Genomic DNA, 25,325 nt, shown 5'->3' with positions numbered 1-25,325 from the left:
TTTTATATTTAGAGGCTCATTTCTTAGCATCCTATGCTTATCGATGATTTATTAAATCTGATCGATCATGAGTCCACTGTATTCTCACTTTGTTTGCAAGGTGACGAATTTAAACAAGCTCTGAGTACCTTGATGAAAAAAAACACCCATTTTCCGTAAGCAAACTTTTTAACATGCATCTTATTAACATGCATCATATTAAAAAGGCCAACAATGCAGATCGTTGCTGGCCTTTCAGTTTTAAAGCAATAAAATTAACTAATTTCAGTACGGATATTATTCACCATGTGGAGAAGCCGCGGTGCAATATCCTCTTCAAGTTTTTCTCGGTTCATAATAAAGCTTGGTCCACCGCAGTTAAATACCAGTAGACCATGTTGTTCATGAATCAAAGGGACTGCCACTGAATTGACATCTTTATGCCATTCACCAATTGAAAAACAATAACCAAAATCTTGATAATCTTTAAATGCCTTATCTAAATCACGGTTGATCTTGATCCAATCTTCTTTATGTTTGCTACGGATTGCATCAAGTAAAAACTCTCTTTCATCTTCAGCCATTGCAGCCAGGCATGCACGTCCCATTGAACTTAAATGAATCGGTAAATAAGTACCGACTTGACGACGCATGGTCATATTGCCCTTGCCTTGTACCACATCCAAATAAATCATATTTAGACGATCACGCGTTGCCATTGCCACAGCAGCACCTGCATAATCCGCTAAGTTTTTCATATAGGGATGTGCAATATTACGGATAGACACATTAGAAAGCATGGAGTAACCAAACGCCAAAACCCCAACTGAAAGTTGAAATTTGCTTGAATTTGGGACCTGCTTGATATAGCCCAAACGTGACAATGTGTGTGTTAAACGGGTAATGGTCGGTTTAGGCAAACCCGTCATTTGTGATAACTCTTGATTACCCAAATGCTGATGTTTTGGGGTAAAGCAACGTAAGAGTTCTAAACCACGTCCTAAAGCTGTAATAAATTGACGATCATTTTCATCTTGCATATCTTCAATCGGATGCAATAACTCATGCCTCAAAGGCGCTAATAATTTTTCTGTTTGTTCTGCATCTACGGCATCATTCATGGTTATACCAATTCACATATTTGTTTCGCACTGCGAAAATTATAATCTATTTTTTCTATAAATAGCAAAAAGCAATCATCTGATTCACTTTGAAAATAAAACGATGCATCCATCTCGATGTGAAAAGTCTAAATTTGCTTATTTTATTGAAAAAAAATGGCTTTAGACTGCTCACATCATCTATTTAAAAACTATCCTATCACGCCTTTGGCTTTTAACTCATCAAGTTTAGCAGGAGAAATAATACGGCCTAAGATTGTTTGAGTATGTTCGCCTAATAAAGGAGGCGCATTTCTATACTCTACAGGTGTACGTGAAAGCTTAATCGGAGAACCGACTACAGTAAGTTTTTCACGTTGAGGATGTTGCATTTCTACCAGCATCTCTCGCGCAATTACTTGAGGTTCATTAAAAGCTTGCTCTAGATTATTAATCACACCAACAGGCACTTTAGCAGCATAAATTGCACTCACCCACTCATCGGCAGTCTTGCTTAAAAAATGCTTTGATAAAATTTCTATTACTTCATCACGATGCTTAACACGATCTGCATTACGGGTAAATCGAACATCATTGGGTAACTCTGGCAAACCAATACTTCTGCACAGTTGAATAAACTGGGTGTCATTACCACAAGCAATGATAAACTCTCGATCAGCGGCTTTAAATAATTGATAAGGCACAATATTGGCATGTGCATTGCCATAACGTACCGGCACTTTTCCAGATGAAAGATAATTCATTCCTTGATTTGCCATTGTGGCAATTTGCACATCAAGTAAAGCCATATCTATATGTTGCCCTAAACCCGTCATATGACGATTGAGCAAAGCCGCTTGTATGGCAATGGTTGAATATAATCCCGTTGATAAGTCTGAAAATGCGACACCTACTTTTTGCGGACCACCACCGGGTAAATCATCTTTTTCACCCGTGATGGACATCAGTCCACCCATTCCTTGAATGATAAAATCATAGCCAGGTTCTTCTGCTCTCGGTCCATTTTGACCAAAACCCGTAATCGAGCAATAAACCAGTTTAGGATTAATTTCTGATAAAGAAGCATAATCCAAGCCATATTTTTTCAAAGAACCAGCTTTGTAGTTTTCAATGACCACATCGGTATCTTGAATAAGTGCTTTGATGAGCGCCTGCCCTTCAGGATTTGCAATATCAATTGCAACAGAAAGTTTATTACGATTGGTCGACTGATAATAAGCGGCTTCTCGTGTCTCTTGTCCGGCGTCATCTTTCATCCAAGGTGGTCCCCAAGAACGCGTATCATCACCTAGTTTCGGTCTTTCAACCTTAATCACTTCTGCGCCTAAATCGGCAAGAATCTGTCCACACCACGGTCCAGCCAGTACTCGACTTAAGTCAAGTACACGAATTCCATTTAAAGCACCCATGTTTATTCCACTAACCTTTGATTAATTTCCTACAGGAAAATTTATTTAATATAAATTTCGCATAGCGATATATATTTTTAATATACACAGAAAACTTTAAAAATAAAACTTAATTTTTTCATCAAAAGTGATGATTTTTATTCAACAAATATAGATTAATTAAATCAAATAATTAGCCAACTGAAAAACAAGCACAATATACCGCATTGCGAAATTAATTTTCAAAATATATTGTTTTCTACTGATCCTTTGATTACTATCGCATCAATATGCAGGGTTTTAGCAACATCAGCTCGATGTTTTCAACATGTTGTACAAAGGACAAGACTATGATTCGAGATCAGGAAACACTCAAACAACTGGTAGATATGATTCGACAGTTTGTAGATGGTGTCCTTATTCCTCATGAGAATGAAGTCGCGGAAACAGATCAAATCCCTCAAGCCATCATTGAGCAAATGAAAGCTTTGGGTTTGTTTGGGCTGACGATTCCAGAAGAATACGAAGGTCTTGGCTTGACCATGGAAGAAGAGGTGTCCATCGCTTTTGAACTTGGACGTACTTCGCCTGCCTTTCGTTCACTGATCGGCACCAATAATGGAATCGGTTCGAGTGGCCTGATTATTGATGGTACCGAAACTCAAAAATCATTTTTCTTGCCCCGTTTAGCACGTGGCGAAGTGATCAGCTCTTTTTGCTTAACTGAACCAGATGCAGGTTCAGATGCTGCCTCTTTAAAAACCAGCGCAGTAAAAGAAGGTGAGTTTTATATTTTAAATGGCACCAAACGCTTTATTACCAATGCACCTCATGCAGGGGTGTTTACGGTGATGGCACGAACCAATCCAGACATTAAAGGTGCTGGTGGAATTTCTGCTTTTATCGTAGATCGCAAAACCGCAGGAATCTCTCTAGGTAAAACAGATAAAAAAATGGGGCAAAAAGGTGCCCATACCTGTGATGTGATTTTTGAAAACTGTCGGGTTCCTGCCTCAGCACTGATTGGTGGTGTCGAAGGTGTAGGATTTAAAACCGCAATGAAAGTCTTGGATAAAGGTCGTTTACATATAGCCGCAATCAGTGTCGGTGCTGCCATACGCATGTTAGACGATACCTTAAAGTTCGCCCTTGAGCGTAAGCAATTTGGACAAGCGATTGCTGAATTTCAATTGATTCAAGCCATGCTTGCTGACTCCAAAGCAGAAATTTATGCAGCGCAATGTATGGTTTTAGATGCGGCAAGACAACGTGATGCTGGACTGAACGTCAGCACTGAAGCATCATGCGCAAAAATGTTTGCCACTGAAATGTGTGGTCGCGTAGCCGATCGTTGCGTACAGATTCATGGTGGCTCTGGCTATATCAGTGAATATGCCATTGAGCGTTTTTACCGAGATGTGCGTTTATTCCGTCTCTATGAAGGCACCACCCAAATTCAACAAATGATTATTGCTCGAAATATGATTCGCGCTGCGTCTTAATTAATTTTTAGGCACTTTAAAACGATTTGAAGTGCTGTAAATCAAATGTAGGTAATGGATTATGGCGACAAACTACAATACACATCTCTCTTCAATACAACCTCACACTTGGAAAATTGCATTTGTTTTTGCATTTTTAGCCTTGTTGGTGGATGGTGCCGATCTGATGCTGTTGTCTTATAGTCTCAACAGTATTAAGGCAGATTTTGGTTTAAGTTCCGTGCAGGCAGGTATGCTGGGTAGTTTTACCTTGGCGGGTATGGCTGTCGGTGGAATATTTGGGGGATGGGCATGTGACAAATTTGGTCGAGTACGGATCGTGGTTATTTCTATTCTCACCTTCTCACTACTTACATGTGGACTAGGCTTTACCCAAAGCTTTCTTGAATTTGGGCTATTACGCTTTTTTGCTTCTCTTGGACTAGGCTCGCTTTATATTGCCTGCAATACATTGATGGCGGAATATGTACCTACACGTTACCGTACAACGGTATTGGGTACCTTACAAGCAGGTTGGACAGTTGGCTATATTGTTGCAACACTACTCGCTGGATGGATTATTCCAGATCATGGCTGGCGTATGCTGTTTTATGTTGCCATTGTACCTGTATTGATTGCTGTTTTAATGCATCTTTTGGTACCAGAACCACTCGCATGGCAACAGTCTCGTTTACAACAACCAACACGCGATAAAAATTCTGAGGAAACTTCAGCATTTAAACTGATTTTTAAAGATAAACGAAATCGTAATATGTTTATCTTGTGGGCGCTCACAGCAGGCTTCTTGCAATTTGGTTATTATGGGGTAAATAACTGGATGCCTTCATATCTAGAAAGTGAATTAGGCATGAAGTTTAAGGAAATGACCGCATATATGGTCGGTACCTATACCGCCATGATCCTCGGTAAAGTCCTTGCGGGGATGATGGCTGATAAACTTGGTCGTCGCTTTACTTATGCCTTTGGTGCGATTGGGACTGCTATTTTTCTACCACTGATTGTTTTTTATAACTCACCCAGCAACATTTTATATTTATTGATCGCTTTCGGATTTTTATACGGTATTCCTTATGGTGTAAATGCCACCTATATGACGGAAAGTTTCCCGACAGCGATTCGTGGTACAGCGATTGGTGGTGCCTATAACGTGGGGCGTCTTGGTGCAGCACTTGCGCCTGCAACGATTGGCTACTTGGCATCGGGTGGTTCTATTGGTTTAGGTTTTGTGGTGATGGGAGCTGCTTATTTAATTTGCGGCGTTATTCCTGCCCTCTTCATCAAGGAAAAACTCTACGATCCGCAAAAATCGTAAAAGTAACCTTGTAAAATCAGTTATCCCATTTTAAAGCCAGCTAAATCTAGCTGGCTTTTTTGTGGGTATCATTTTGAATTTGCTCATCAAGCAGCCCTTTTTTGATGCTTTTTTATTTGATATTTTTAGCCCAATAAATTAAAATACCGTCAAGCGAAATAGGATTTCTTTTTATGAAAGATTTACAACGAGAGTCAATGGAGTTTGACGTAGTCATCGTAGGCGCAGGCCCTGCGGGTCTTTCTGCTGCGATTAAAATTCGTCAATTAGCGCTTGAAAACAATCTTCCAGACCTTTCTGTCTGTGTGGTTGAAAAAGGCTCTGAAGTTGGTGCGCATATCCTTTCTGGTGCTGTACTTGAACCTCGTGCAATCAATGAACTTTTCCCTGACTGGAAAGAACAAGGTGCACCTTTAAATGTACCTGTGACAGAGGACAAAACTTATTTCCTCATGTCTGCTGAAAAGTCACAAGAAGCACCGCATTGGATGGTTCCTAAAACCATGCACAATGATGGTAACTATGTTATTTCATTGGGTAATGTGGTTCGTTGGTTAGGTCAAAAAGCGGAAGAGTTAGAAGTTTCTATCTTCCCTGGCTTTGCTGCCTCAGAAATCCTTTATCATGAAGATGGTTCTGTAAAAGGCATCCAAACTGGTGATATGGGTATTGGTAAAGATGGTGAACCTACTCATAACTTTACCCCTGGTTACGAGCTTCATGCAAAATACACAATTTTTGCAGAAGGTTGCCGTGGACACCACGGTAAACGTCTGATTGCAAAATACAACTTAGATCAAGATGCTGATCCGCAACATTACGGTATCGGGATAAAAGAGCTTTGGGAAATCGACCCTGCAAAACATAAACCAGGTTTAGTGATGCATGGTTCAGGCTGGCCTTTGGCCGAAACGGGTTCTTCAGGCGGCTGGTGGTTATATCACGCTGAAAACAACCAAGTAACCTTGGGTATGATTGTCGATTTATCTTATGAAAATCCACACATGTATCCTTTTGCTGAAATGCAACGTTGGAAAACGCATCCACTGATCAAGCAATATCTTGAAGGCGGTAAGCGTATTTCTTATGGCGCACGTGCAGTTGTTAAAGGCGGTCTAAACTCTCTACCTAAACTGACCTTCCCTGGCGGTTGCTTAATTGGTGATGATGCTGGTTTCTTAAACTTTGCTAAAATCAAAGGCTCTCATACTGCGATGAAATCGGGTATGTTGTGCGGTGAAGCTGTATTTGAAGCAATCCAAGCCGGTCATGAGAAAGGTGGCGATTTAGCAGTGGCGCGTGTCGCTGAAGGCGAAGACTTCTTTGCTAAAGAATTGACTGCCTATACTGACAAATTCAACAACAGCTGGTTAAAAGAAGAGTTACATCGTTCACGTAACTTTGGTCCAGCAATGCATAAATTCGGTTTATGGATGGGTGGTGCATTTAACTTTATCGATCAAAATATCTTTAAAGTGCCATTTACACTACATGACCTTGCACCTGACTTTAGTGCATTAAAAACTGTAGATACTGCGACATTTAAACCTAACTATCCAAAGCCAGACGGTAAATTAACCTTTGATCGTTTATCTTCTGTATTTGTATCGAATACCGTACATGAAGAGAATCAACCAGCTCACTTAAAGCTGACCGATGCTTCGATTCCAATCAATGTCAACTTACCAAAATGGGATGAGCCAGCTCAACGTTACTGCCCTGCTGGTGTTTACGAGATTATGGAAAATGATGATGGTTCTAAGCGCTTCCAGATTAATGCTGCAAACTGTGTTCACTGTAAGACTTGTGATATCAAAGATCCATCTCAGAATATCACATGGGTAACACCGGAAGGTGGTGGTGGGCCTAACTATCCAAATATGTAAGCTGGATACTTAGGACGATGCTTTAATGCTGCTCACCACTAAACATGCGAGTGTTTAGATAATTTTGTGTAGTATTAACAGCGTCTTTTACCCCAATTTGTCGAGTGATATAAGCTCTTCATTTTCATTATTTAGGTAAGTTTAGTTCCCTAGGGAGCTAAGCTTGAAAGACAAAATAGAATAAGTCTTGGCTCAAATTAAGTTGACTATAACTTAATTTTGCACTTTAATTTTATTGATTAAAAGACACAAATGATTGAAAAAATGATGAAATTTAAAATTAAAAAACTGCTGTACCCTCTTATTATTCTTACATTTTTTCCCACTACACTTGTATTTTCAGAAAGTTTTGAAGCCCTACTCGAAAAAGCCAACAATGGGGACGTAAAAGCGCAATACCAAGTGGGTTATCTTTATAGCAGTGGCAATCAGGGTGTGTCCTTTGATGAAGAAAAAGGTGTTTTTTGGTTTAAAAAAGCCGCCGAAGCGGGTGATTCAGAATCTCAACTCAGTTTAGCAATGAGTTATTTATGGGGCTCAGGTGTCGGTAAAAATACCCGTAAAGGTATTGAATGGCTGACCAAATCTGCAAATCAGAACAATGCGATGGCACAATACAATTTAGCTGAAGAATATTCAGATGGGAAAAATATCAAGAAAGATCTAGATCTTGCAAATTATTGGTATCTTAAGTCGGCTGAAAATGGTGATGTGACAGCACAATTTAAATTGGGATCTCTATACTTAGATGGAAATTTAGGTCTACCTCAAGATATCAATAAAGCAAAAGAATGGCTGAAAAAAGCCGCAGATCAAGGCTATGAATTAGCACAACGGCAATTGGCTGTACTATGATTGAAGACAATAAAACTACCAACTTACCAATTTATAGAATTGATTTTTAATGCTTATTTATTTTGACTGATACTTTTTTAAATCAGCGATTTTACAACATTTAAAACCTCATGACTTTTAACAATTAAACAAATACATTGATCAAAAATGGCTTTTGAATTTTGTATAAATTCATCTTCCATCGCATCTAAATGTAAGTGGCTTTCTTTTTGGACTTTTTTGTACAAGGCAAATAAATCATGCTTATACTGAGACTTACAACTGAGATTGAAGTCCTTGAGTTCTTGCTCAAGTTCTAAACGCATATTTTCAATAAAATGCTGACGTGAAGCTTTATTATTCTGAATATAAAATAAGCGTGTTTGTTCATAAGTTCCTTTATGAAATATCATTTCATAAATTTTCATCGTAATACTTACCTATAGATTTGTATTTTCACTCTTAAAAGTAGAATTCATACAAATGCGTTATTTTATAAAATTTATCTATGTTCCCATTGAGATAATGTATTTTCAGTCTTTTATAAACATCTTTATCTGTTGTTTTTTATTAATCCTTAAAAACTCCTATTTCCCTTGGGGAAGGGAAATAGGATCAAGGCATCAAGAATCTTTAAAAAAGATCTCCCTCTAATTCTGTAGAATTTATCACAATAATCTTCAATTAATCAATACACCATCAACATAAAAACAGACAGTTCTGTATATTTTTGTTTAAAAAACATTCATTCGCAATCAAAGTGACTTGTTTATTTACATCGGCGTTTAAAGTTTAATCAGATTAAATTGTAGAACTGGATAAATTCAAATTGTTGCTATGCTAAAACCAATGATATTACAAAGGTGTATTTGAATATCATGTATTAAACTATCACGAATATAAAACTTTCCTAATATGCCTAAAGCATATCCAAGGCCTTGCTATAAGCTGATGGTGCTCATTTTTTTAAGCCTAGAAGTATTTTGGTTTTATTAAACAGCTCAACATACTTACTTTTAAATGATTTCAACATCTATTCGGAAGCATATTGAGGGCTTTTCTTTTTTTCAGATTAACAATCAAATTTTAATTATTTTTACCATAAAAATTAACGCTCTAAACTCAGCCTAATTTTTTAAAAAACCAAGTCGACACGTATGTCTCATAAAAATCTGCTTACAACACTTTCTATTGCATTAATCAGTCTTTCTATTTCAGCATGTAATAATGATTCAGACCATTCAAATACTGTGGTGGAAACCAAGAAACAACCGAATATTTTATTTATCATGGCTGATGATTTAGGTTATTCGGATTTAGGGGCATTTGGTGGAGAAATACACACCCCAAATATTGACGCACTGACCAAAGAAGGTCGTATTTTAACGGACTACCATACTGCCCCAACCTGCTCACCGACGCGTTCACAATTAATTTCGGGTACAGACCATCACTTAGCTGGCATTGGGGCTATGGCTGAGCTCACTCCTGCCCACTTAAAAGGCCAGCCGGGTTATGAGGGCTACTTAAATGAGCGCTCACTCTCAATAGCAGAAGTGCTTAAAGATAATGGCTACCGAACCTATATCAGTGGAAAATGGCACCTCGGTTTAACCGCTGAAACTAACGCACATGTAAAAGGCTTCGATCATTCATTTACGCTATTGCAAGGTCTAGATTTACACTTTAAACAAGCGCCTAGTGCATATAAACGTAATGCCACCTATACGGAGGATGGTAAAGTTGTTCCAATTTCAGCATTACCCGATGACTTTTTCTCAACCAATTACTTCACCGATAAGTTAATTAGTTATTTAGAGTCAGGTAAAAATTCAGGAAAACCATTCTTTGCCTATGCTGCTTACACCGCACCTCATTGGCCATTACAAGCCCCAGCTGAATATCGTGACCGTTATCGTGGCGTTTACGATGCTGGTTATGATGTGATCCGTAATGGTCGTATTGCCCGCCAAAAACAACTTGGTCTAATTCCAGCTAACTTTACTGCAGCCGAACCGATTGCGACAAAAAATGCACCACAAAAATATGGCAAATGGAATGAACTTTCCACAGAGCAAAAAGTCTTAGAAGCACGCAGAATGGAAATCTATGCGGGTATGGTCGAAAACCTTGATGCCAATATTGGACGCGTGATTGAGTATTTAAAACGCAATAACTTATACGACAATACTTTAATTTTCTTTGTTTCAGATAATGGAGCTGAAGGCTTTATTCGTGGTAGTTATGGGGCTGAATCAGGTTTTGATAATCGGGTGAACAATATCGGTACATCCAGTTCTTATCACTATGTCGGTCCGCGTTGGGCTGAAGTCAGTGCTGCACCTTTCCATTTATGGAAAGATACTGCGGGTGAAGGTGCAACCACAGCACCAGCCATTGTTAAACTTCCTCATCAAAATAAAGCGCAAGCAACCTATCATGGTTTTGCTTCAGTGCTCGATGTTTTCCCAACTGTTTTAGATTATGCCAATATTGCTGTCCCACAAAGTCAATATAAAGGTCGTCAAATTAATACCCCAAGCGGTTACTCGTGGAAATCGGTGCTTGAAAATAAAGCACAGGCGATTCGTCCTGTAAACTTTAGTTTTGCAGATGAATTGCATGGCAGTAAATATGCGCGTCAAGGCGAATGGAAAATTGCTTTACAAGGTAAAGCAGAGCTAGGAACGGGAGCTTGGGAATTATATAACTTAAAAAATGACCGTGGTGAAACCCAAAACCTTGCACAAAATAACCCAGTAAAACTACAAGAACTACTTGATGTGTATAACAAATATACCCAACAAAATGGGGTGAAGGAATACAACATTCAATGAAGTTTAGCCCTCTTTTAATTTCACTATGTAGCCTGTTCCTTGTAACAGGCTGCAATAAAGCTACGCCCGACTCGCACCATTCTCCCAAACAAACCAGCAAAGCTTCTATACCACTTGGTTCATTGCAGCAATGCGAACACTATTCAGGTTTACCCAATGCATGGCAAAAAAAGCCAACAGCAGGTATGGTTTGGATTGCCAAAGGTTCATTTCAGCTCGGCTCCGATAAAGCCTATTCCGATGAACTCAATTTTGGGCAAAAACAACGTCAAGTTGAGGGTTTCTGGATCGATCAAACCGAAGTGACTGTGGCGCAGTTTAGTAGTTTTGTAAAAGCAACCGGCTATGTAACCGACGCAGAGCAACAGAAACAGGCAGCTGTATTTTCACCAGATGCCAATAAGCCTAATCAGTGGTGGCAACTCAAGTCTGATTACACTTGGAAAACGCCCAATGGCGCTTCGGGTCAAGCTCCACGCCCTGCTGAACCTGTTCGCTATGTGACCAAAAATGATGCTGAACATTACGCAGTTTGGTTAGGACGAGATTTACCTACCGAACAAGAATGGGAATATGCTGCAAAGGCGGGCTCAAAAACCGATACGCCACTGCATCAAGCGCCTCAGGATGCCCATCAACATCCACAAGCCAATTATTGGCAAGGTGAATTTCCAATGCATAATTCTGTTGAAGACCATTTTGCAGGTGTGGCACCTGTCGGCTGCTACCCTGCCAATGCGTTCCAATTGTTCGATATGATTGGGAATGTCTGGGAGTGGACCTCTTCTGTATATCAAGGCGCGCATGATCAACATATGGGAAATTATACTGATCTGCGTCAGCAAAGCATCGCAGCAACCCAATATGTGATTAAAGGTGGTTCTTTCTTATGTGCTTCGAGTTATTGCTCTCGTTATCGAAATAGTAGTCGATATCCGCAAGAGTTTGATTTGGCTGCAACGCATGTGGGGTTTAGAACAGTATTACGAACTCACCCATGAGACAAGGATAGGTTAAAATCTAGAGATCTGGCGAATTTATACACTTAAATATAAATTCGTCTGCTTTAAAAAAGAAGGGTTGAATAGAACAAAGCAACACTTAACCACTTTCGCTACAAATCAGCACTTATACACGTTCACGTTTTTCAATCATCTTGCCAAATACCAATCCCAATTCAAACAACATCCACATTGGAATTGCCAACATGATCATCGAAATAGCATCTGGTGGCGTGACAAACATCGCAATAAAAAAACAGCCCACAATAATAAAGCGTCTTTTTTCCACCAGCGTTTGCGTGCTGACCAAACCAATTAAAATCAATACCAGTGTAATAATTGGAATTTCAAAAGTGACCCCAAACACCAAAAAGAGTTTTAAACAGAAACTTAAGTAACTGTTAATGTCCGTCATTGGTGCAACGGTATCAGGTGAAACACTGATAAAAAAATGCAGAATCGAAGGTAAGGCAATAAAATAGGCAAAGGCAATCCCTGAATAAAACAAGCAAATACTGCTCAATAACAATGGGAATGCCAGACTCTTTTCTTTTTCATACAACGCAGGTTTAATGAATGCCCAAATCTGATAAATAATAAAAGGCATCGCCAGCATCAGCGCAATAAAGAAATTCAGTTTAAAAGGTGCCATAAATGTTGCAGTTACATCTGTAGCAATCATGGTCGAACTGGCAGGTAATTGGGCACGTAGTGGTTCAGATAACATTGAATAAGTTCTGTTTGCAAATGGCAACAAACAGAAAAAAAGCACAATTAATACCCCGATAATTTTAAACAGATGCTGACGCAACACCATCAAATGTCGGGTGATAGGCATTGCTTCAAGCTGAGTCGCTTCTTCGGAAACTTGCTCTTGTAGCTGCGGTATCATTGATGTCATACGGCCACCTTCAATTGCGATATTGACTTGGATTGAACAAGATCAATACTGAGTTTTTCATCATTACATTGAACTTGTTTTAGCCAGATACTTGGCAAATAGACTGTAGGAATATCACGTGAGACAGGTTGATAAATCTGCTTCACTCTCAGCTGGGCTTTTTGCTGTTCTTTTAATTGCGGTTGCTCTAATTGCTGTTTCTCTAATCGTGCTGGCGCTTGCTCTTGCTGTATAGCATCTCCAGGCATAGCCGATAATTGCTGTAGCTCATGCATCTGCGCCTGCATTTTTTGCTCTAATTCTTGAATACGCTGCATCTCATTCTGCATCTGTTCGCGCAATTCAGATAAGCGTAATTCACGGTCAATGTCGTTCTGAACATTGCTGATGAGACGTTTCAATTTACTGTACCATTTCGCAACAAAACGCGCAGCTTCAGGGAGTTTATCAGGTCCTAACACCAACAGCGCAATAATCCCAAAAACCAATAATTCAGAAAATCCGACATCAAGCATGTGTTAGTTCTCCAGTTTTAGTGCTTTACCGTAGAGTTCACATCAGCATTGCTATTTTGATGTTCCTGTGTTCTTGGTTCATTCAGTGCAGCAGTGGTTGTTTCATCATCTTGAATTGATTTTTTAAAATCCTTCACCGCACCACCGACATCTTTACCTAAATTTTTTAATTTAGATGTGCCAAAAAGTAAGATCACCACAATTGCAAAAATAAGTACGTGCCAAATCGATAATCCAGCCATGGTTTTTTACTCCTGATATTCTTGTGTTATTTCAATCATTATGTGTACAAAGACAGTTTAGCCATGTACTACTGAAGAAATGATGCGATAGCAATAGCATCTAAATCTTCTTCAGTAGTCAGGCGATATAAAATTAAATAGTCTTTTGTTAAGCAGTTTTCTTAATCGAGCGGGCATTGACCAATTGATTATTCAACACCACTTGATGCCCACGTTTTGTATCCACAGTATATTGCGGCTCTTTAATGGTATCGACATAGATCCAGTCCGCTTGAACCTGTGTTGCAGTAAAGCTGACATTCAGATAACCACGTTGATTTAGGTTGGTATAATCCAATTCATCAATCAGTGTGGTAAACGCCATTTCAAACTGCTGTAACTGTTCCACTGGAATATTGAGATACTTTTCAATTCCCGGCGATGACACTGAACTTGTCGCCAGCTCAACACCGACAAAATCACCCGCCTGACTATACAACTCTGATGACCATGCATTATGGGTATCACCTGCCAGCACTACGACCTTCTTGTTCAATGCTTTTAAGGTACCATACAGAATTTCACGTTCAGCATAATAACCATCCCAAGCATCTAAATTATAAGGTGCGACAGTGGTTAAACGTGCCTTTTCAATTGCTGTCAATGTTGGATCGCCCTGTAGCACACGCATTTTCAGTTGCACTAACTCCATGATCATCGTATTGATTTGATTTAAAACCTCTTGAGTTGCGTTTCCACTCAGAACTGCACTCAACGGTACCAGTAATTCAGCAGGGATTAATATCTTACCCATCAACACTTGCTGACCCAATACATTCCAAGTTGCCTTGGATTGAGCCAACTTTTGCTGTAACCATTCACGTTGGGTATACCCCATCAAGGTTCGATTCTGATTGGTTAAGTCAGTCTGAAAACGTTGAAAATCCATACCAGAAGCGGTGATATAATCGGTATATTCCAGTTGCTTATCTCTGGCAAGGATACGGGTATCTAACATGGTCAATTGCACCAGTGAACCAAAGTCAAACTGGCGATAAATATTGAGATGATCATTTGCGGAAATAGGACGAATCGGCATCCATTCAAAGTATGCTTGTAATGCAGCAAGTTTACGATCGAGGAAAGCCCCTTCATTGGCTTGGTGATTTTCAGCACCATCTCGCCATGTATCATTTGCCAACTCATGATCATCCCAAATCACAATAAATGGATGACGGTGATGCAATGTTTGTAAATCTTTGTCTTTACGATATAACGCATAGCGTTTGCGATAATCATCTAACTTGATAATTTCTTGATTATTGTCCGCAGCCAAAGTACGTCCTAACTTCACTGCATCTTCTGTTGCATAACCACCTTGACCATATTCATAAATATAGTCACCCAAATGAATTACCACATCAACATCTTGTTTGGCCATTTCACGATAAACATAGAAATACCCTGCTGGATAATTCGCGCAAGAACATACCGCAAAACTGACTTTGCTTGGGTTGATTGGTAGCGTTTTGGTTTGTCCAACTGGTGAAACTTTATTGCCAAAGCTAAAACGATAGAAATAGCGTTGATCTGGTTTTAAGTTTGTGGCATCAACTTTCACCGTGAAGTCTTGTGCTTTTGCTGTGGTGACTTTGTCTGTTTTAATGATTTGCTTGAATTGATCATCTAAAGCAATTTCCCAAGTCACTTGCAAACGTGCGTTGCTATCATTGGGCGTTAAGCGTGTCCATAAAATCACGCGATCTTGTAAAGGGTCTCCACTGGCAACCCCATGTTCAAAATTGACTTGTAGTGTTGTTGATTCTCGATCTGAACTGTCATTACATCCCGTAAAACCCGCAGATAAAGACAGTGCACCAAAACCGAATAGGCTTTTTTGAATAAGTTCTCGTCGTGTAATTTTGGCTGTCATACTTTACTCCTTAAACTATGGCTACATTACAAATACTAAATAAGACCTAAATTTATTTATTCTCTACGGTCCCATTAACTAGATTGATTCATTGAATACACTTACATTAATTGAGAATATCTAACGATTTTTCCGTATCATAAATTTTTTCCAAACTGATAATTCTCCGCTTATCATATCTGTCACTAAAAATTTCTTTTCTAAGCGCTTCAATTGATTTTTCCTGATCAAGCATATTTAAATCACGTTGCAAAATTTCACCTCGCTTTTGCATATATATTTCTGCTTGGTTTTTAAATTGCGCTCTTGATTTATCAACAGATTCCATGCGCTCGGTCACTTCAGGACCAAATACTTTTAACCGCTCCTTGTGGATCTCTTCCTGTGAACCTCCTCTATTTTTTATTTCCTGAACTTTACGAGATACATCGTTAAAGTCTTTATTAAACTTTATGGCCTTTCTAGATTTTTCGGGCAGGTTGTTTATCGCTGTATTGAGTTCCTGTTCGATTTCATCATCTGTCATCCCTGTAGATTCATTTATTTTTAAAACAACCAACTCATAATCTTCAATTTTGTCACTTGCACCAAATAATGCCTTTATCTCAAAGGGGGTAAAAAATCTTTCTCGGATAGATCGAATCGCATCTACAAGTCTTTTCGCATTTTTATAATTCGCTTGATTTTTCGAATGTGCCTTATGCGTTAAAATGACCTGATCGGTATATTTGACATACCTAATCCATAAATCCTTTACGATACTTTGAGCCGGATCAACCAACAGCTTATTGAAAAAATTTAAACCAAAATTGGTAGAATCAGATTCAGTTGGATTATTTTTTAACAGCTTATCAAAACAATCCTTGGTCATATTGTCTAAAACAAAAGTTTGATTTGTATCAAAACTTAATTCGCAGTAAATATTCCCTCCAAACGCATCAACCGCAATGGGTATAAAACCATTGCTTGGTTTTATACTACCTATATTTAAAGCGGTCGCTTGATCTGGTTTTAAATCCTCCTGATTATTTGTCTTTTTATCTATTGGCTTAAACACAAGCCATAGAAAACAAACAATAACCACTAGAAAAAAAGATGAAACTAAAATACTTTTTTTCATTTAAAATCCCTGATTTTTTGTTTTAAATAAAATCAGGCTATATTTATTCTTTATAGATCAATATAGCCCAAAGTCAATCACATATTATTTTCCTTTAAATAATTTGCATGATCTTTTAAAACATCAATTGGGTTTGGAATTGTTGCCCATTTCGTCGGTGTTTGAATCCAACCCCAATTCCAAGGCCAGCCTGAAACTGAGAATGATTCATCGTATTTACTAAACGTTCCTGACTGTTCTCTATGTTTCCAGTTATAAATTCCCTTTAGATTTCCTAGACGACTACTGCATACTGAGACCGTACCATCATGTGCTTGGTTGGGAAATAAATTTACCACTTCATCAATTTTTCCCGTCCATGATGTCATATAAACAGGATAGGAATTTCCATCTAATCCTTTGATAGAATATCGATCAGGTGTATTGGGTAAATTATAGTCACTTGGGTTATCGGTCTGTTTTAGACATTGAGCAGAAATGGGAATACCTTCAGGGAATAAAGTATTAAAATCTTGCATACTTTTGGCACTATTGGCTCGGATCCCTTCAAGCAAATTAATATAATTTAGACTGTTACGACGATAATCTTCATCTGGTAATTTTCTAACACCCTCACCGCCCCACACCCAGAACGAGGTGTTGGCATTAAAGGTTTTAATATCATTTTGATCTAATCTGCCATCAATTATAATTTTATGAAGTGCACTTAAAAAATCATGTCTATAAATGATATTTTGCAAAAAATTCAACACAGACTGTAGCGAAGAATAAGGCAACATACTGCTAATATCTAATTTTCCAGTTGCTTCATATTCTTGGATATTTTGATCAGCAAATGGACTTCCCCGATGTGGAGAACCAACAGTCGCGATGGAGGACACCAACTCAGGTTTAACCCCAAGCGCATAACGAGATGTCGGTCCACCTTGACTATGTCCTACTAAATTAAATTTAACGTCATCACGATAGTAAGTCGTTTGAATATACTGTAAATGCTTGATTAATTCTTCACCACGATATTCATTGCTATTTAAAGGACTTATAGAAACTGCTATGGCTGGTGTGGACTGTTCAGCCAATTGAGTTAATGTTGAACCCCAGTAGTCATAAATAGAAAAATTTCCTAAAAACTTTACATGTTCTGCCCCTGCTAAGCCATGTACAAGCACAATTGGTTGAGGACTATTTTTATTTTCATAGCTGTCTACAATTGGATTTACATTAAAACCCGCAAAAGAATGGCTTGAGTAAACTACTGTTGAAATTAAAAATACCCACTTAGATAAAGTAAAATCTTGCATACGTACTCCAATTTATAAAAATTTTCTTGTCATGGTCTATATCGTCGTCTCAAACTAAAATACATACCAAGATTCACAAATCCTTCGTGCTGTCTTATCGATTGGTATTGATTTAAATCATTTCTTAAAGTTATAAAAGTTGTGGAATTTTATTGATAAATATTCACAACACAGTGTTAAAGTATAAAATTTAGAAATATGCGTATTGACATTTCACAACGAATTCATTGACAAATTACGACAAATATAAAGACCGATATGTATAAAGTATTTTCTTTTAGGGTTTTAGTAAATTCAATTGAATTAAACATACAAATAAAAATCACTTGAATAATAAAAAACTTATTATCTTAAATGCTTAATTATTATTTATGATGATGAAAAAAATCAGACTATAAATAAAAAATTAAAATTTTATCATCCAAGGTTATTATTTAACTTTCATTTAATTAGTATAATAAATATAGTGAAACCAACGCATTATTCATACAAGTATTTTATATCTAGTCATTGATCATAAAATAAAGCATATTTTTTTGTATAAACTTTTAGAAACTATTGGTTATCAATTCATTTTTTGTACTTTGAATCATAGGTTGTCCTACCATAGGGCAACATGAATGTCGCTGTTGGGTGGGAGTACATATTTTTAATATGCTTCATTTTTAAACACTTCATTTTTAAATATAAATATCCCACCTCACATATCTAAGTGACTAATAATTAATAAATTAAAGATCAAAATCGATAATAATTTTAATCACATCTGGAGGTGCCGATGCCGCTAACTTAAATGCCTCAATACTTTGATTAAAATGAATTTTTTTTGAAATTAGAGGCTTCACATTAATTTGACCAGAAGCAATCATTGCAATAGAACGCTCATAATCATTTGCGTAACGAAAAATTGAAATCGTCTCAATCTCTTTGACCTGCATGGCAACAATATCCATAGGCACAGCGTGTTGTGGCATTCCAACAAAAACCAGTTTGCCCGCAGGTTTTAGACAATCGGGTGCTGCTGCAATTGCGCTTGCATGACCACTACAGTCAACAAATAGGTCGACACCACCGACAAAGTGCCGTTGCACAAAGCACTTTAAATCTTCCTGTGCGACATTACATGCAATTAAACGCTCACCATAATGCTGGACTAAAAAATCCAGCTTCTGTTGTTTTATATCCGTAATGATAACTCGACTACAACCTGATGCGAGTAATGCCAATGCCATTAAAGCACCAATCGTCCCTGCACCAGTAACCACGGCAGTATCTCCAGGTGAAATACCCACTTTGCGAGCCACATGTACACCTGAAGCCAAAGGTTCAACCAACACTGCTTCTTCCAGACTGACATGATCTGGTACCTTAAAGGTTAAGTTTGCAGGATGAACCACAGACTCACGCAATACACCATGTACAGGCGGTGTTGCCCAAAACTGAATATTCGGATCTAGATGATACAAACCCTGCATCGCTTCTGGAGAATTTGGCTCAAAAACCCCAGGCTCCATACATACACGATCGCCTATCCTTAAATGTTGAACTGCCGAACCCACTTCAACGATGACTCCGCTCGCTTCATGCCCCAAAATCATTGGTGTATTGACAATAAAATCACCAATTCGACCATGCTGATAATAATGCACATCACTGCCACAAATACCCACTTTGGCAATTTTAATACGTACATCTGTTGCGCTTAGATATTCATTGATCTCAATATCACGAATTTGCAGTTTATCTTTTTCTTCCAGTACCAATGCTTTCATTGTGATTGCTTCCTTGGGTGTTGTTTTCAGTTGTTGCTTTTTTTTGTTTTGACCTTCTTCTGCTGCTGACGTATTCCACTGTGGTTGTATTGCAATGGTTGATGTCATTTTTAATTGAGTCATATTTTCAATTGAGTCACATTGTTAAAAATGAGCGATCTTAAAAGACCACTCATTTTTGAATAATCAATTAAAGCCTTACCACCAATATTCCAATTGAGCACCAAAGTTTGAACCACGATTCACATTGTGAAAATTGTTATTCGGCATCACCAAGTCACGCATTTTTTGTTCATTATCGTTCCAAAATGCATAAGTATAATAAAGGCGAAGTTCTGGACGATCATAATAGCCTGTGCCTTTTATCGACCAGGTTGGTGCCAGTGTCAATTTGGTCAGATTACGGGTTTGGTCATTGGCCTTGATTTGGTCATAGCCAATTTCAGTGGAAATTTTAAAATGATCTTGAACCACATACGCCACCCGAGAGCCCACTGAAATCCAATCACGATCTTGTTGATTCTTCAGTTGGTCTTTTTGGTAAATAAATTGAGCTTGTCCATTGAATTTCTTACTGTCTGAGCTCCAATCCAAGATTTCAAGAAAGCGCAGTGAAGAAGTATCGCGATCCAATTCAGGGTTACCGGTATAACTCAGCCCGATCCCAGCGCCTTGACCATATTGTAGCGCCACAGTATTTTTACCATTCAATACCTCAGCCGTGACATTTTGCACGGTCAGTGCCCAGCCCATCTCATCTGCATCAATCAATGACAAACCTGTATTGATTGTATTTTTAGAACCGATTGGAATCCCTTTCACTGTCACATCATGTCGATTGATATATTTTTCCTGAAATACATTGTCTTTTCGGGAAAACACATAACTTAAGGACAAGTCATTGATTTTATAATCATCAATACCGAAGCCAGTAGCACTCTGATTCCAATAAAAGAAATCGGACATGTGAATGTCATTACGTTGATAAAATCTCCTGCCTGCCCAGAGATTTGCCCCATTCAGATAGGAAATATTTCTCCAATCCAAATAAATTTGGTTCATTCGGGTAAAACCATTGTCGTCATTAAAACTTAATGTTTGCCCATATCGGTTATAAAACTGAAGCATTCCGTTGATGTTAATTTCGGAATTATCTTTTAACTTGATCAGGTTTTGTTTGGCAAAAAACTCCCCGTATTGTTCACATTCATTTCCAAGACGATACTTGGTCGGCGCTCCCGTGAGTTGAAAACACTCTTGTGTTTTGCCATTTTCAGTTGCACCGATTCCCGTACGGAAATAGCCACCAAACTCAATCGCAGATGCAATTTGCGACAATAAAAAAACCGCTGTTCCAACAATCCATACGTTTGTTTTCATATTAAATTCCTTTTTTAAGCATGAGTTTGCCTTATCCCTCTGATTCATTCAGTTGGATGGAGTAAAGAGCGCACTCATTAAAATTATATTTATTTCAATTCGGGTTAGAGTTTAATGATGAGATAAAACCATCTCCTTTAATTCATCTCATTGCCTTTATTTTCAAGCACATTGCGCTTGATTTTTACTTAACGTAAATCCACAGGAAGTAAGTCTTCCGCAATATTTTGATAACACACAGGACGCATAAAGCGACGAATCGCCAGCGTGCCTACAGAGCTTGCACCAAAGTTTGTTGAAGCTGGATAGGGTCCGCCATGAACCATGGCATCACATACCTCAACCCCAGTCGGGAAACTATTTGCAAGAATACGACCTGCTTTACGTTCCAGTACAGGCAGTAATTGACTTGCAACATGATGATCTGCTTGATCAAGATGAAGCGTACAGGTAATCTGCCCCTCAAGGGACTTCGCCACGTGCATCAATTCATCAATATTTTTAACAATAACCACTAAACCCAGCGGTCCAAATACTTCTTGTTCTAAGGTCTTATTTTCCAGCCATGCTTTGCCTGTTGTAACAAACATATAAGGACTCGCATTACGCAAATCACTGCTTGAACTAAAGACTTGACTTACATCTGCTGTATTTGCCAAACGTTTTTGCCCTTCACGATAAGCCTCGGCAATCGCATCGGTTAACATGACTTGTGCTGGAACAGATTCAAGTGTTTTTACAACAGTTTGAATATACGCATCTGCTGCTAAACCTTCGATCAACACGGCGACCCCAGGATTGGTGCAGAATTGACCTGCACCTAATGTCAATGATTCAGCCCAGCCTTTGGCAATTTCAGCACCACGATTGGTAATCGCATTGGGCAAAATAAACATTGGATTGACAGAACCCAGTTCACCAAAGAACGGAATCGGTTCTGGACGTGCAACACAAAGATCATATAAAGCACGTCCACCACGCAATGAACCTGTAAATCCAGCCGCTTTAATCAACGGATGTTGTACTAAGCTTTGACCAACATCTAATGCTCCACCGTGGACTAAACTAAATACACCAGCGTGCAGTCCACATTTTTCAATCGCAGCATGAATCGCTTCAGCAACAATCTCCGCTGTACCTGGATGTGCCTCATGTCCTTTAACCACAACTGGACACCCTGCGGCCAATGCCGATGCTGTATCCCCGCCTGCTGTTGAAAATGCCAGCGGAAAATTTGATGCACCAAACACTGCAACTGGTCCGATTGGGCGTTGCATCAAACGAATATCTGGACGTGGCAGTGGCTTTCGATCTGCAAGCGCAACATCATGACGGCGATCTAAAAACTCACCTTTCAAGATATGCGTAGCAAAAAGTCGCAGCTGCCCCACAGTACGTCCACGTTCTCCTTCCAGTCGAACCTTGGGCAACCCTGTTTCTTGGGTTCCAATCTGGGTAATCGCATCTGCTCGGACTTCGATTTCATCAGCAATGACATTGAGAAAAGTCGCGCGCTCCTCAAGCGTTGAGTAACCATAAGTACAAAAAGCATCTTCTGCCGCTTGGCACGCTTGATTGACAAGTTCACGATGGCCGACAGAAAAACGAGATACTGAACCATCAATAGGGTTATTGGTAAAAGTCTGATCAGTCGCAATCCACTTCCCTGCGATTAAGTGCTGACCATGTGGTTGAAAAGACATTGTGCTTTTTCCTCGATCAAGTTGAGTAAATTAACCAAAATAACGGACGCGGAAAGCATCAATCAGTACTGCAATAAAAATCATAATTCCTCCAATCATTCCGACATAAAAAGAAGGCACATTGATAATTGCAAGTCCGACCTGAATGATCGTGAGTAGCAATACACCACCCAATACGCCTTTCACATTACCACGCCCACCAAATACACTGACACCACCAATAATGGGTGCCGCAATCGCATAGAGTAGATAGCTTGAGCCTTGATTTGATGTAATTGCCATTTGCCATGAAGCCAGTAAGAATCCCGCAAGAGCAGCAAGAAACCCAGAAATGGTATAGGTCATAATCTTGATACGTTTCACTCGGATTCCCGCAGAGAGTGAAGCAGCAGGATTTCCACCTACAGCATAGATTGAACGACCCAAAACGGTATGTTTCAACATCACGCCAATAATCAGCAACATGATCAAAAATACCACTGGCATTAATGGCCAAGTCCCGAGGGTTGCCTGTCCAATCCAAGTATAAGCTTCTGCAAAATTATTCAGCGTTTTGCCTTGTGTTAAGGCCAAAAGTGCACCTTGAAGGATGATCATCATTGCTAGGGTTTGGATCAACGCAACCATTTTTAATTGGGTGATACACCAACCATTAAAGAACCCAATAAAAGTACCGACCAATAAGCCCAGTAAAATCGCGGCAAACCAAGGTAATCCCCAATCAGAATAAGCAAGTGCACCTACAGCAGCGGAAAAACCTGCATTTGCTGGAATTGAAAGATCGATTTCAGCAATCAACAATGGCAATGCGACAGCCAAACCCAAAAGCCCTAAAACGGTTGCCTGCACCATGATATTTTGCAAATTAAAAACGGTGAGAAAGTATTCATTAAATGCACCAAAAATGATGACCAAAGCGATCAACCAAATCCAGACCACGTTGTGGAGCACCCAACCTAAAATTTCGCGGGTATTTTTCTTTGCTGTAATGTTGGTGATCTTATTGTCTGCTACTATTTCATTACCCATTGCATCTCTCCTTACTCATTGCATCTATCCTTATTATTGTGACATCACGCCTGAACGGATGCGCGTAGACGGTCGACGGTAATCTCCTGCCCCGTCAATGTTTCTTTTACAGTCCCTTGATCAAAAATACACACCCGGTCGACCACACGAGCCAATTCGTCCATATCGGTTGAAACAATAATGACCGCAACACCAGCACGACTAAGTTCATCAATGATGCGCAATACATCTTGTTTCACCCCAATATCAATTCCACGTGTCGGTTCATCCACCATCAACAATCGTGGCTTTGCTGCCAACACTCGTCCTAAGCACACTTTTTGTTGATTACCACCACTCAATGTATCCACTGCATATTCAGCATTGGGGGCTTTCACCCCCATTGCGTTAAAATAATGCTGAATCACCGAATGTTCTGCCTGTTGATCGATAAATCCCAATTTTGAGCGTTGTGATAAAGAAGAAAGCGCAATATTCGATCCAATTGACATCTGTCCAACTGCCCCATCATGACGACGATCATCAGAAAGATAAGCTATTCCCATATCAAAGGCTTCATGTGGAGACGTTGCTAAAGGTTGCGCATCTTCGCCATGCATTGAGATTGAGCCTTTTGCAGGATGCAATCCAAAGATTGCCCGAGCAATTTCTTTGGCGCCTGCGCCAGGCAAACCTGTAAATCCAATCACTTCGCCTGGACCAATGTTCAGTTGTTGCAAGGCCAAATCTTTGCCATATATATTTTTTAAACAAACAGCAGGGATTTGACCGGTGTAATCACATCGCTCCCGTTGAAAAAGCGCAAGATCTCTCCCGATCACCAACTCAGTCAGTTGTTCAGCACTCATGTTACTCACATTGTCAGAACCACCTGCCAAACTGCCATCACGTAATACAGTCACCGCATCACAAATTTCAAGAATTTCGTCGTTGTAGTGTGAGATAAAGATAAACGTTACCCCCGTGGCTTTTAATTTATGCATAAAATCAAATAACTGACGGCGATCAGCAACGGTTAATGCCGCTGTTGGCTCATCCAAAATAATCACTCGACCACCAGAGAACATCGCCCGTAGAATATTTAACTTACGACGTGCCACCGCATTTAAATGTCCTGCTAATGCTTTGGCATCGATATTGGTTCCTTCAAGCATGCGACTTGCATTGCCACGCAAAGTTTTCCAATCGATAAACCCTTTTTTATTCGGCCAGATACCCAACATCAGGTTTTCTTCTGCGGTCATGTTGTCAATGATCATTGGCTCTTGTGTCACCAAGAAAACCCCAGCGGCTTCCATTGCTTTGACGTCAACATGCTCAAGTACACGACCGTTTAAAATAATTCGCCCAGATGTAGGGGTGACTTGTCCCGAAATAATGCCAACCAATGTGGATTTACCTGCACCGTTTTCACCCAGCAAGCCATGAATAGAACCTTTACGAATTTCAACCGTGACACCGCGTAGTGCTTGAACCACACCATAACTTTTAGTCACGTTCTCAATGCTTAGGATCTTCTCATTAATTGCCTTATCAATATTCCGTTCATGTAATCCCATTTTTTCTCTCAACATTGCTTATTTGTCATCA

General features: G+C 39.2%; 20 protein-coding genes and 1 pseudogene. 7 read left to right on the top strand and 14 right to left on the bottom strand.

Annotation, left to right across the window (positions count from 1 at the left end):
- Positions 1-33: 33 nt before the first annotated feature.
- Positions 34-159: pseudogene (locus FY049_RS08810) on the top strand (enoyl-CoA hydratase); the annotation flags it as partial.
- A gap of 95 nt (positions 160-254) precedes the next feature.
- Here the strand turns inward: FY049_RS08810 and FY049_RS08805 are convergent.
- Positions 255-1,100, bottom strand: a complete 846-nt coding sequence (locus tag FY049_RS08805) for an IclR family transcriptional regulator (protein WP_446083548.1) — start codon at positions 1,098-1,100, stop codon at positions 255-257.
- Positions 1,101-1,291: 191 nt separating this feature from the next.
- Positions 1,292-2,509 (bottom strand): CaiB/BaiF CoA transferase family protein, encoded by a 1,218-nt coding sequence (locus FY049_RS08800; RefSeq protein ID WP_004721468.1) that lies wholly within the window; start codon positions 2,507-2,509, stop codon positions 1,292-1,294.
- 329 nt (positions 2,510-2,838) lie between these two features.
- Between FY049_RS08800 and FY049_RS08795 the strand changes: the two genes are divergently transcribed.
- The 4 genes from FY049_RS08795 (at position 2,839) to FY049_RS08780 (ending at position 8,043) form a co-directional block, all read left to right on the top strand.
- A complete protein-coding gene (locus tag FY049_RS08795; protein ID WP_056512946.1) occupies positions 2,839-3,990 on the top strand; it encodes an acyl-CoA dehydrogenase family protein in 1,152 nt (383 codons plus the stop codon).
- 61 nt (positions 3,991-4,051) lie between these two features.
- The gene (locus FY049_RS08790; protein WP_004721472.1) at positions 4,052-5,302 is read left to right on the top strand and encodes an MFS transporter; all 1,251 of its coding nucleotides are present in this window, start codon (positions 4,052-4,054) and stop codon (positions 5,300-5,302) included.
- Positions 5,303-5,475: 173 nt separating this feature from the next.
- A complete protein-coding gene (locus FY049_RS08785; protein ID WP_446083547.1) occupies positions 5,476-7,188 on the top strand; it encodes a 4Fe-4S dicluster domain-containing protein in 1,713 nt (570 codons plus the stop codon).
- Positions 7,189-7,452: 264 nt separating this feature from the next.
- The gene (locus FY049_RS08780; protein ID WP_446083546.1) at positions 7,453-8,043 is read left to right on the top strand and encodes a tetratricopeptide repeat protein; all 591 of its coding nucleotides are present in this window, start codon (positions 7,453-7,455) and stop codon (positions 8,041-8,043) included.
- Between the two features lie 77 nt (positions 8,044-8,120).
- Here FY049_RS08780 and FY049_RS08775 read toward each other — a convergent pair whose 3' ends face one another.
- Complete coding sequence (locus FY049_RS08775) at positions 8,121-8,450, bottom strand: hypothetical protein (protein WP_446083545.1); 330 nt, start codon at positions 8,448-8,450, stop codon at positions 8,121-8,123.
- Positions 8,451-9,179: 729 nt separating this feature from the next.
- On the opposite strand from FY049_RS08775, the gene FY049_RS08770 reads away from it, so the two are divergent.
- Both FY049_RS08770 and FY049_RS08765 read left to right on the top strand, forming a co-directional pair.
- Complete coding sequence (locus tag FY049_RS08770) at positions 9,180-10,859, top strand: arylsulfatase (RefSeq protein WP_446083544.1); 1,680 nt, start codon at positions 9,180-9,182, stop codon at positions 10,857-10,859.
- Positions 10,856-11,860 (top strand): SUMF1/EgtB/PvdO family nonheme iron enzyme, encoded by a 1,005-nt coding sequence (locus tag FY049_RS08765; protein WP_446083543.1) that lies wholly within the window; start codon positions 10,856-10,858, stop codon positions 11,858-11,860. The genes FY049_RS08770 and FY049_RS08765 overlap by 4 nt, the downstream gene beginning before the upstream one ends.
- A gap of 127 nt (positions 11,861-11,987) precedes the next feature.
- Here FY049_RS08765 and tatC read toward each other — a convergent pair whose 3' ends face one another.
- The 11 genes from tatC to FY049_RS08710 form a co-directional block, all read right to left on the bottom strand.
- Positions 11,988-12,761 carry a twin-arginine translocase subunit TatC gene (gene tatC, locus FY049_RS08760; protein WP_056512934.1) on the bottom strand — a complete coding sequence of 258 codons (774 nt, stop codon included), beginning with the start codon at positions 12,759-12,761 and terminating at the stop codon, positions 11,988-11,990.
- The gene (gene tatB, locus FY049_RS08755) at positions 12,758-13,276 is read right to left on the bottom strand and encodes a Sec-independent protein translocase protein TatB (RefSeq protein WP_151957908.1); all 519 of its coding nucleotides are present in this window, start codon (positions 13,274-13,276) and stop codon (positions 12,758-12,760) included. The genes tatC and tatB overlap by 4 nt, the downstream gene beginning before the upstream one ends.
- 17 nt (positions 13,277-13,293) lie before the next feature.
- Positions 13,294-13,518: a Sec-independent protein translocase subunit TatA gene (tatA, locus tag FY049_RS08750; RefSeq protein ID WP_056512930.1), complete on the bottom strand. Its 225-nt coding sequence runs from the start codon at positions 13,516-13,518 to the stop codon at positions 13,294-13,296.
- A 148-nt stretch (positions 13,519-13,666) separates the two neighbouring features.
- On the bottom strand, positions 13,667-15,430 hold the full coding sequence (locus FY049_RS08745) for an alkaline phosphatase D family protein (protein WP_446083542.1): 1,764 nt from the start codon (positions 15,428-15,430) through the stop codon (positions 13,667-13,669).
- Positions 15,431-15,536: 106 nt separating this feature from the next.
- The gene (locus tag FY049_RS08740) at positions 15,537-16,550 is read right to left on the bottom strand and encodes a lipase secretion chaperone (RefSeq protein ID WP_446083541.1); all 1,014 of its coding nucleotides are present in this window, start codon (positions 16,548-16,550) and stop codon (positions 15,537-15,539) included.
- A gap of 77 nt (positions 16,551-16,627) precedes the next feature.
- Entirely contained in the window at positions 16,628-17,851 is a 1,224-nt protein-coding gene (locus FY049_RS08735; RefSeq protein WP_446083540.1) for an alpha/beta fold hydrolase, read from the bottom strand.
- Positions 17,852-18,582: 731 nt separating this feature from the next.
- Entirely contained in the window at positions 18,583-19,731 is a 1,149-nt protein-coding gene (locus FY049_RS08730; RefSeq protein WP_446083539.1) for an NAD(P)-dependent alcohol dehydrogenase, read from the bottom strand.
- Between the two features lie 90 nt (positions 19,732-19,821).
- Positions 19,822-21,003 (bottom strand): carbohydrate porin, encoded by a 1,182-nt coding sequence (locus FY049_RS08725; RefSeq protein ID WP_446083538.1) that lies wholly within the window; start codon positions 21,001-21,003, stop codon positions 19,822-19,824.
- A gap of 188 nt (positions 21,004-21,191) precedes the next feature.
- Positions 21,192-22,706 carry an aldehyde dehydrogenase (NADP(+)) gene (locus FY049_RS08720; protein WP_446083537.1) on the bottom strand — a complete coding sequence of 505 codons (1,515 nt, stop codon included), beginning with the start codon at positions 22,704-22,706 and terminating at the stop codon, positions 21,192-21,194.
- Between the two features lie 30 nt (positions 22,707-22,736).
- Positions 22,737-23,735: an ABC transporter permease gene (locus tag FY049_RS08715; RefSeq protein ID WP_419302681.1), complete on the bottom strand. Its 999-nt coding sequence runs from the start codon at positions 23,733-23,735 to the stop codon at positions 22,737-22,739.
- A gap of 44 nt (positions 23,736-23,779) precedes the next feature.
- Complete coding sequence (locus FY049_RS08710) at positions 23,780-25,294, bottom strand: sugar ABC transporter ATP-binding protein (protein WP_419337676.1); 1,515 nt, start codon at positions 25,292-25,294, stop codon at positions 23,780-23,782.
- Positions 25,295-25,325 lie beyond the last annotated feature (31 nt).

It is taken from the genome of Acinetobacter sp. 1125_18A, from assembly GCF_052824985.1.
This window is presented reverse-complemented; position numbering and strand designations above follow the sequence as displayed.

What these genes read in the sequence shown, in the direction of transcription:
- FY049_RS08805 (WP_446083548.1), bottom strand. Translation starts at nt 1,100, where the DNA reads ATGAATGATGCCGTAGATGCAGAACAAACAGAAAAATTATTAGCGCCT.
- FY049_RS08800 (WP_004721468.1), bottom strand. Translation starts at nt 2,509, where the DNA reads ATGGGTGCTTTAAATGGAATTCGTGTACTTGACTTAAGTCGAGTACTG.
- FY049_RS08795 (WP_056512946.1), top strand. Translation starts at nt 2,839, where the DNA reads ATGATTCGAGATCAGGAAACACTCAAACAACTGGTAGATATGATTCGA.
- FY049_RS08790 (WP_004721472.1), top strand. Translation starts at nt 4,052, where the DNA reads ATGGCGACAAACTACAATACACATCTCTCTTCAATACAACCTCACACT.
- FY049_RS08785 (WP_446083547.1), top strand. Translation starts at nt 5,476, where the DNA reads ATGAAAGATTTACAACGAGAGTCAATGGAGTTTGACGTAGTCATCGTA.
- FY049_RS08780 (WP_446083546.1), top strand. Translation starts at nt 7,453, where the DNA reads ATGATGAAATTTAAAATTAAAAAACTGCTGTACCCTCTTATTATTCTT.
- FY049_RS08775 (WP_446083545.1), bottom strand. Translation starts at nt 8,450, where the DNA reads ATGAAAATTTATGAAATGATATTTCATAAAGGAACTTATGAACAAACA.
- FY049_RS08770 (WP_446083544.1), top strand. Translation starts at nt 9,180, where the DNA reads ATGTCTCATAAAAATCTGCTTACAACACTTTCTATTGCATTAATCAGT.
- FY049_RS08765 (WP_446083543.1), top strand. Translation starts at nt 10,856, where the DNA reads ATGAAGTTTAGCCCTCTTTTAATTTCACTATGTAGCCTGTTCCTTGTA.
- tatC (WP_056512934.1), bottom strand. Translation starts at nt 12,761, where the DNA reads ATGACATCAATGATACCGCAGCTACAAGAGCAAGTTTCCGAAGAAGCG.
- tatB (WP_151957908.1), bottom strand. Translation starts at nt 13,276, where the DNA reads ATGCTTGATGTCGGATTTTCTGAATTATTGGTTTTTGGGATTATTGCG.
- tatA (WP_056512930.1), bottom strand. Translation starts at nt 13,518, where the DNA reads ATGGCTGGATTATCGATTTGGCACGTACTTATTTTTGCAATTGTGGTG.
- FY049_RS08745 (WP_446083542.1), bottom strand. Translation starts at nt 15,430, where the DNA reads ATGACAGCCAAAATTACACGACGAGAACTTATTCAAAAAAGCCTATTC.
- FY049_RS08740 (WP_446083541.1), bottom strand. Translation starts at nt 16,550, where the DNA reads ATGAAAAAAAGTATTTTAGTTTCATCTTTTTTTCTAGTGGTTATTGTT.
- FY049_RS08735 (WP_446083540.1), bottom strand. Translation starts at nt 17,851, where the DNA reads ATGCAAGATTTTACTTTATCTAAGTGGGTATTTTTAATTTCAACAGTA.
- FY049_RS08730 (WP_446083539.1), bottom strand. Translation starts at nt 19,731, where the DNA reads ATGACATCAACCATTGCAATACAACCACAGTGGAATACGTCAGCAGCA.
- FY049_RS08725 (WP_446083538.1), bottom strand. Translation starts at nt 21,003, where the DNA reads ATGAAAACAAACGTATGGATTGTTGGAACAGCGGTTTTTTTATTGTCG.
- FY049_RS08720 (WP_446083537.1), bottom strand. Translation starts at nt 22,706, where the DNA reads ATGTCTTTTCAACCACATGGTCAGCACTTAATCGCAGGGAAGTGGATT.
- FY049_RS08715 (WP_419302681.1), bottom strand. Translation starts at nt 23,735, where the DNA reads ATGGGTAATGAAATAGTAGCAGACAATAAGATCACCAACATTACAGCA.
- FY049_RS08710 (WP_419337676.1), bottom strand. Translation starts at nt 25,294, where the DNA reads ATGGGATTACATGAACGGAATATTGATAAGGCAATTAATGAGAAGATC.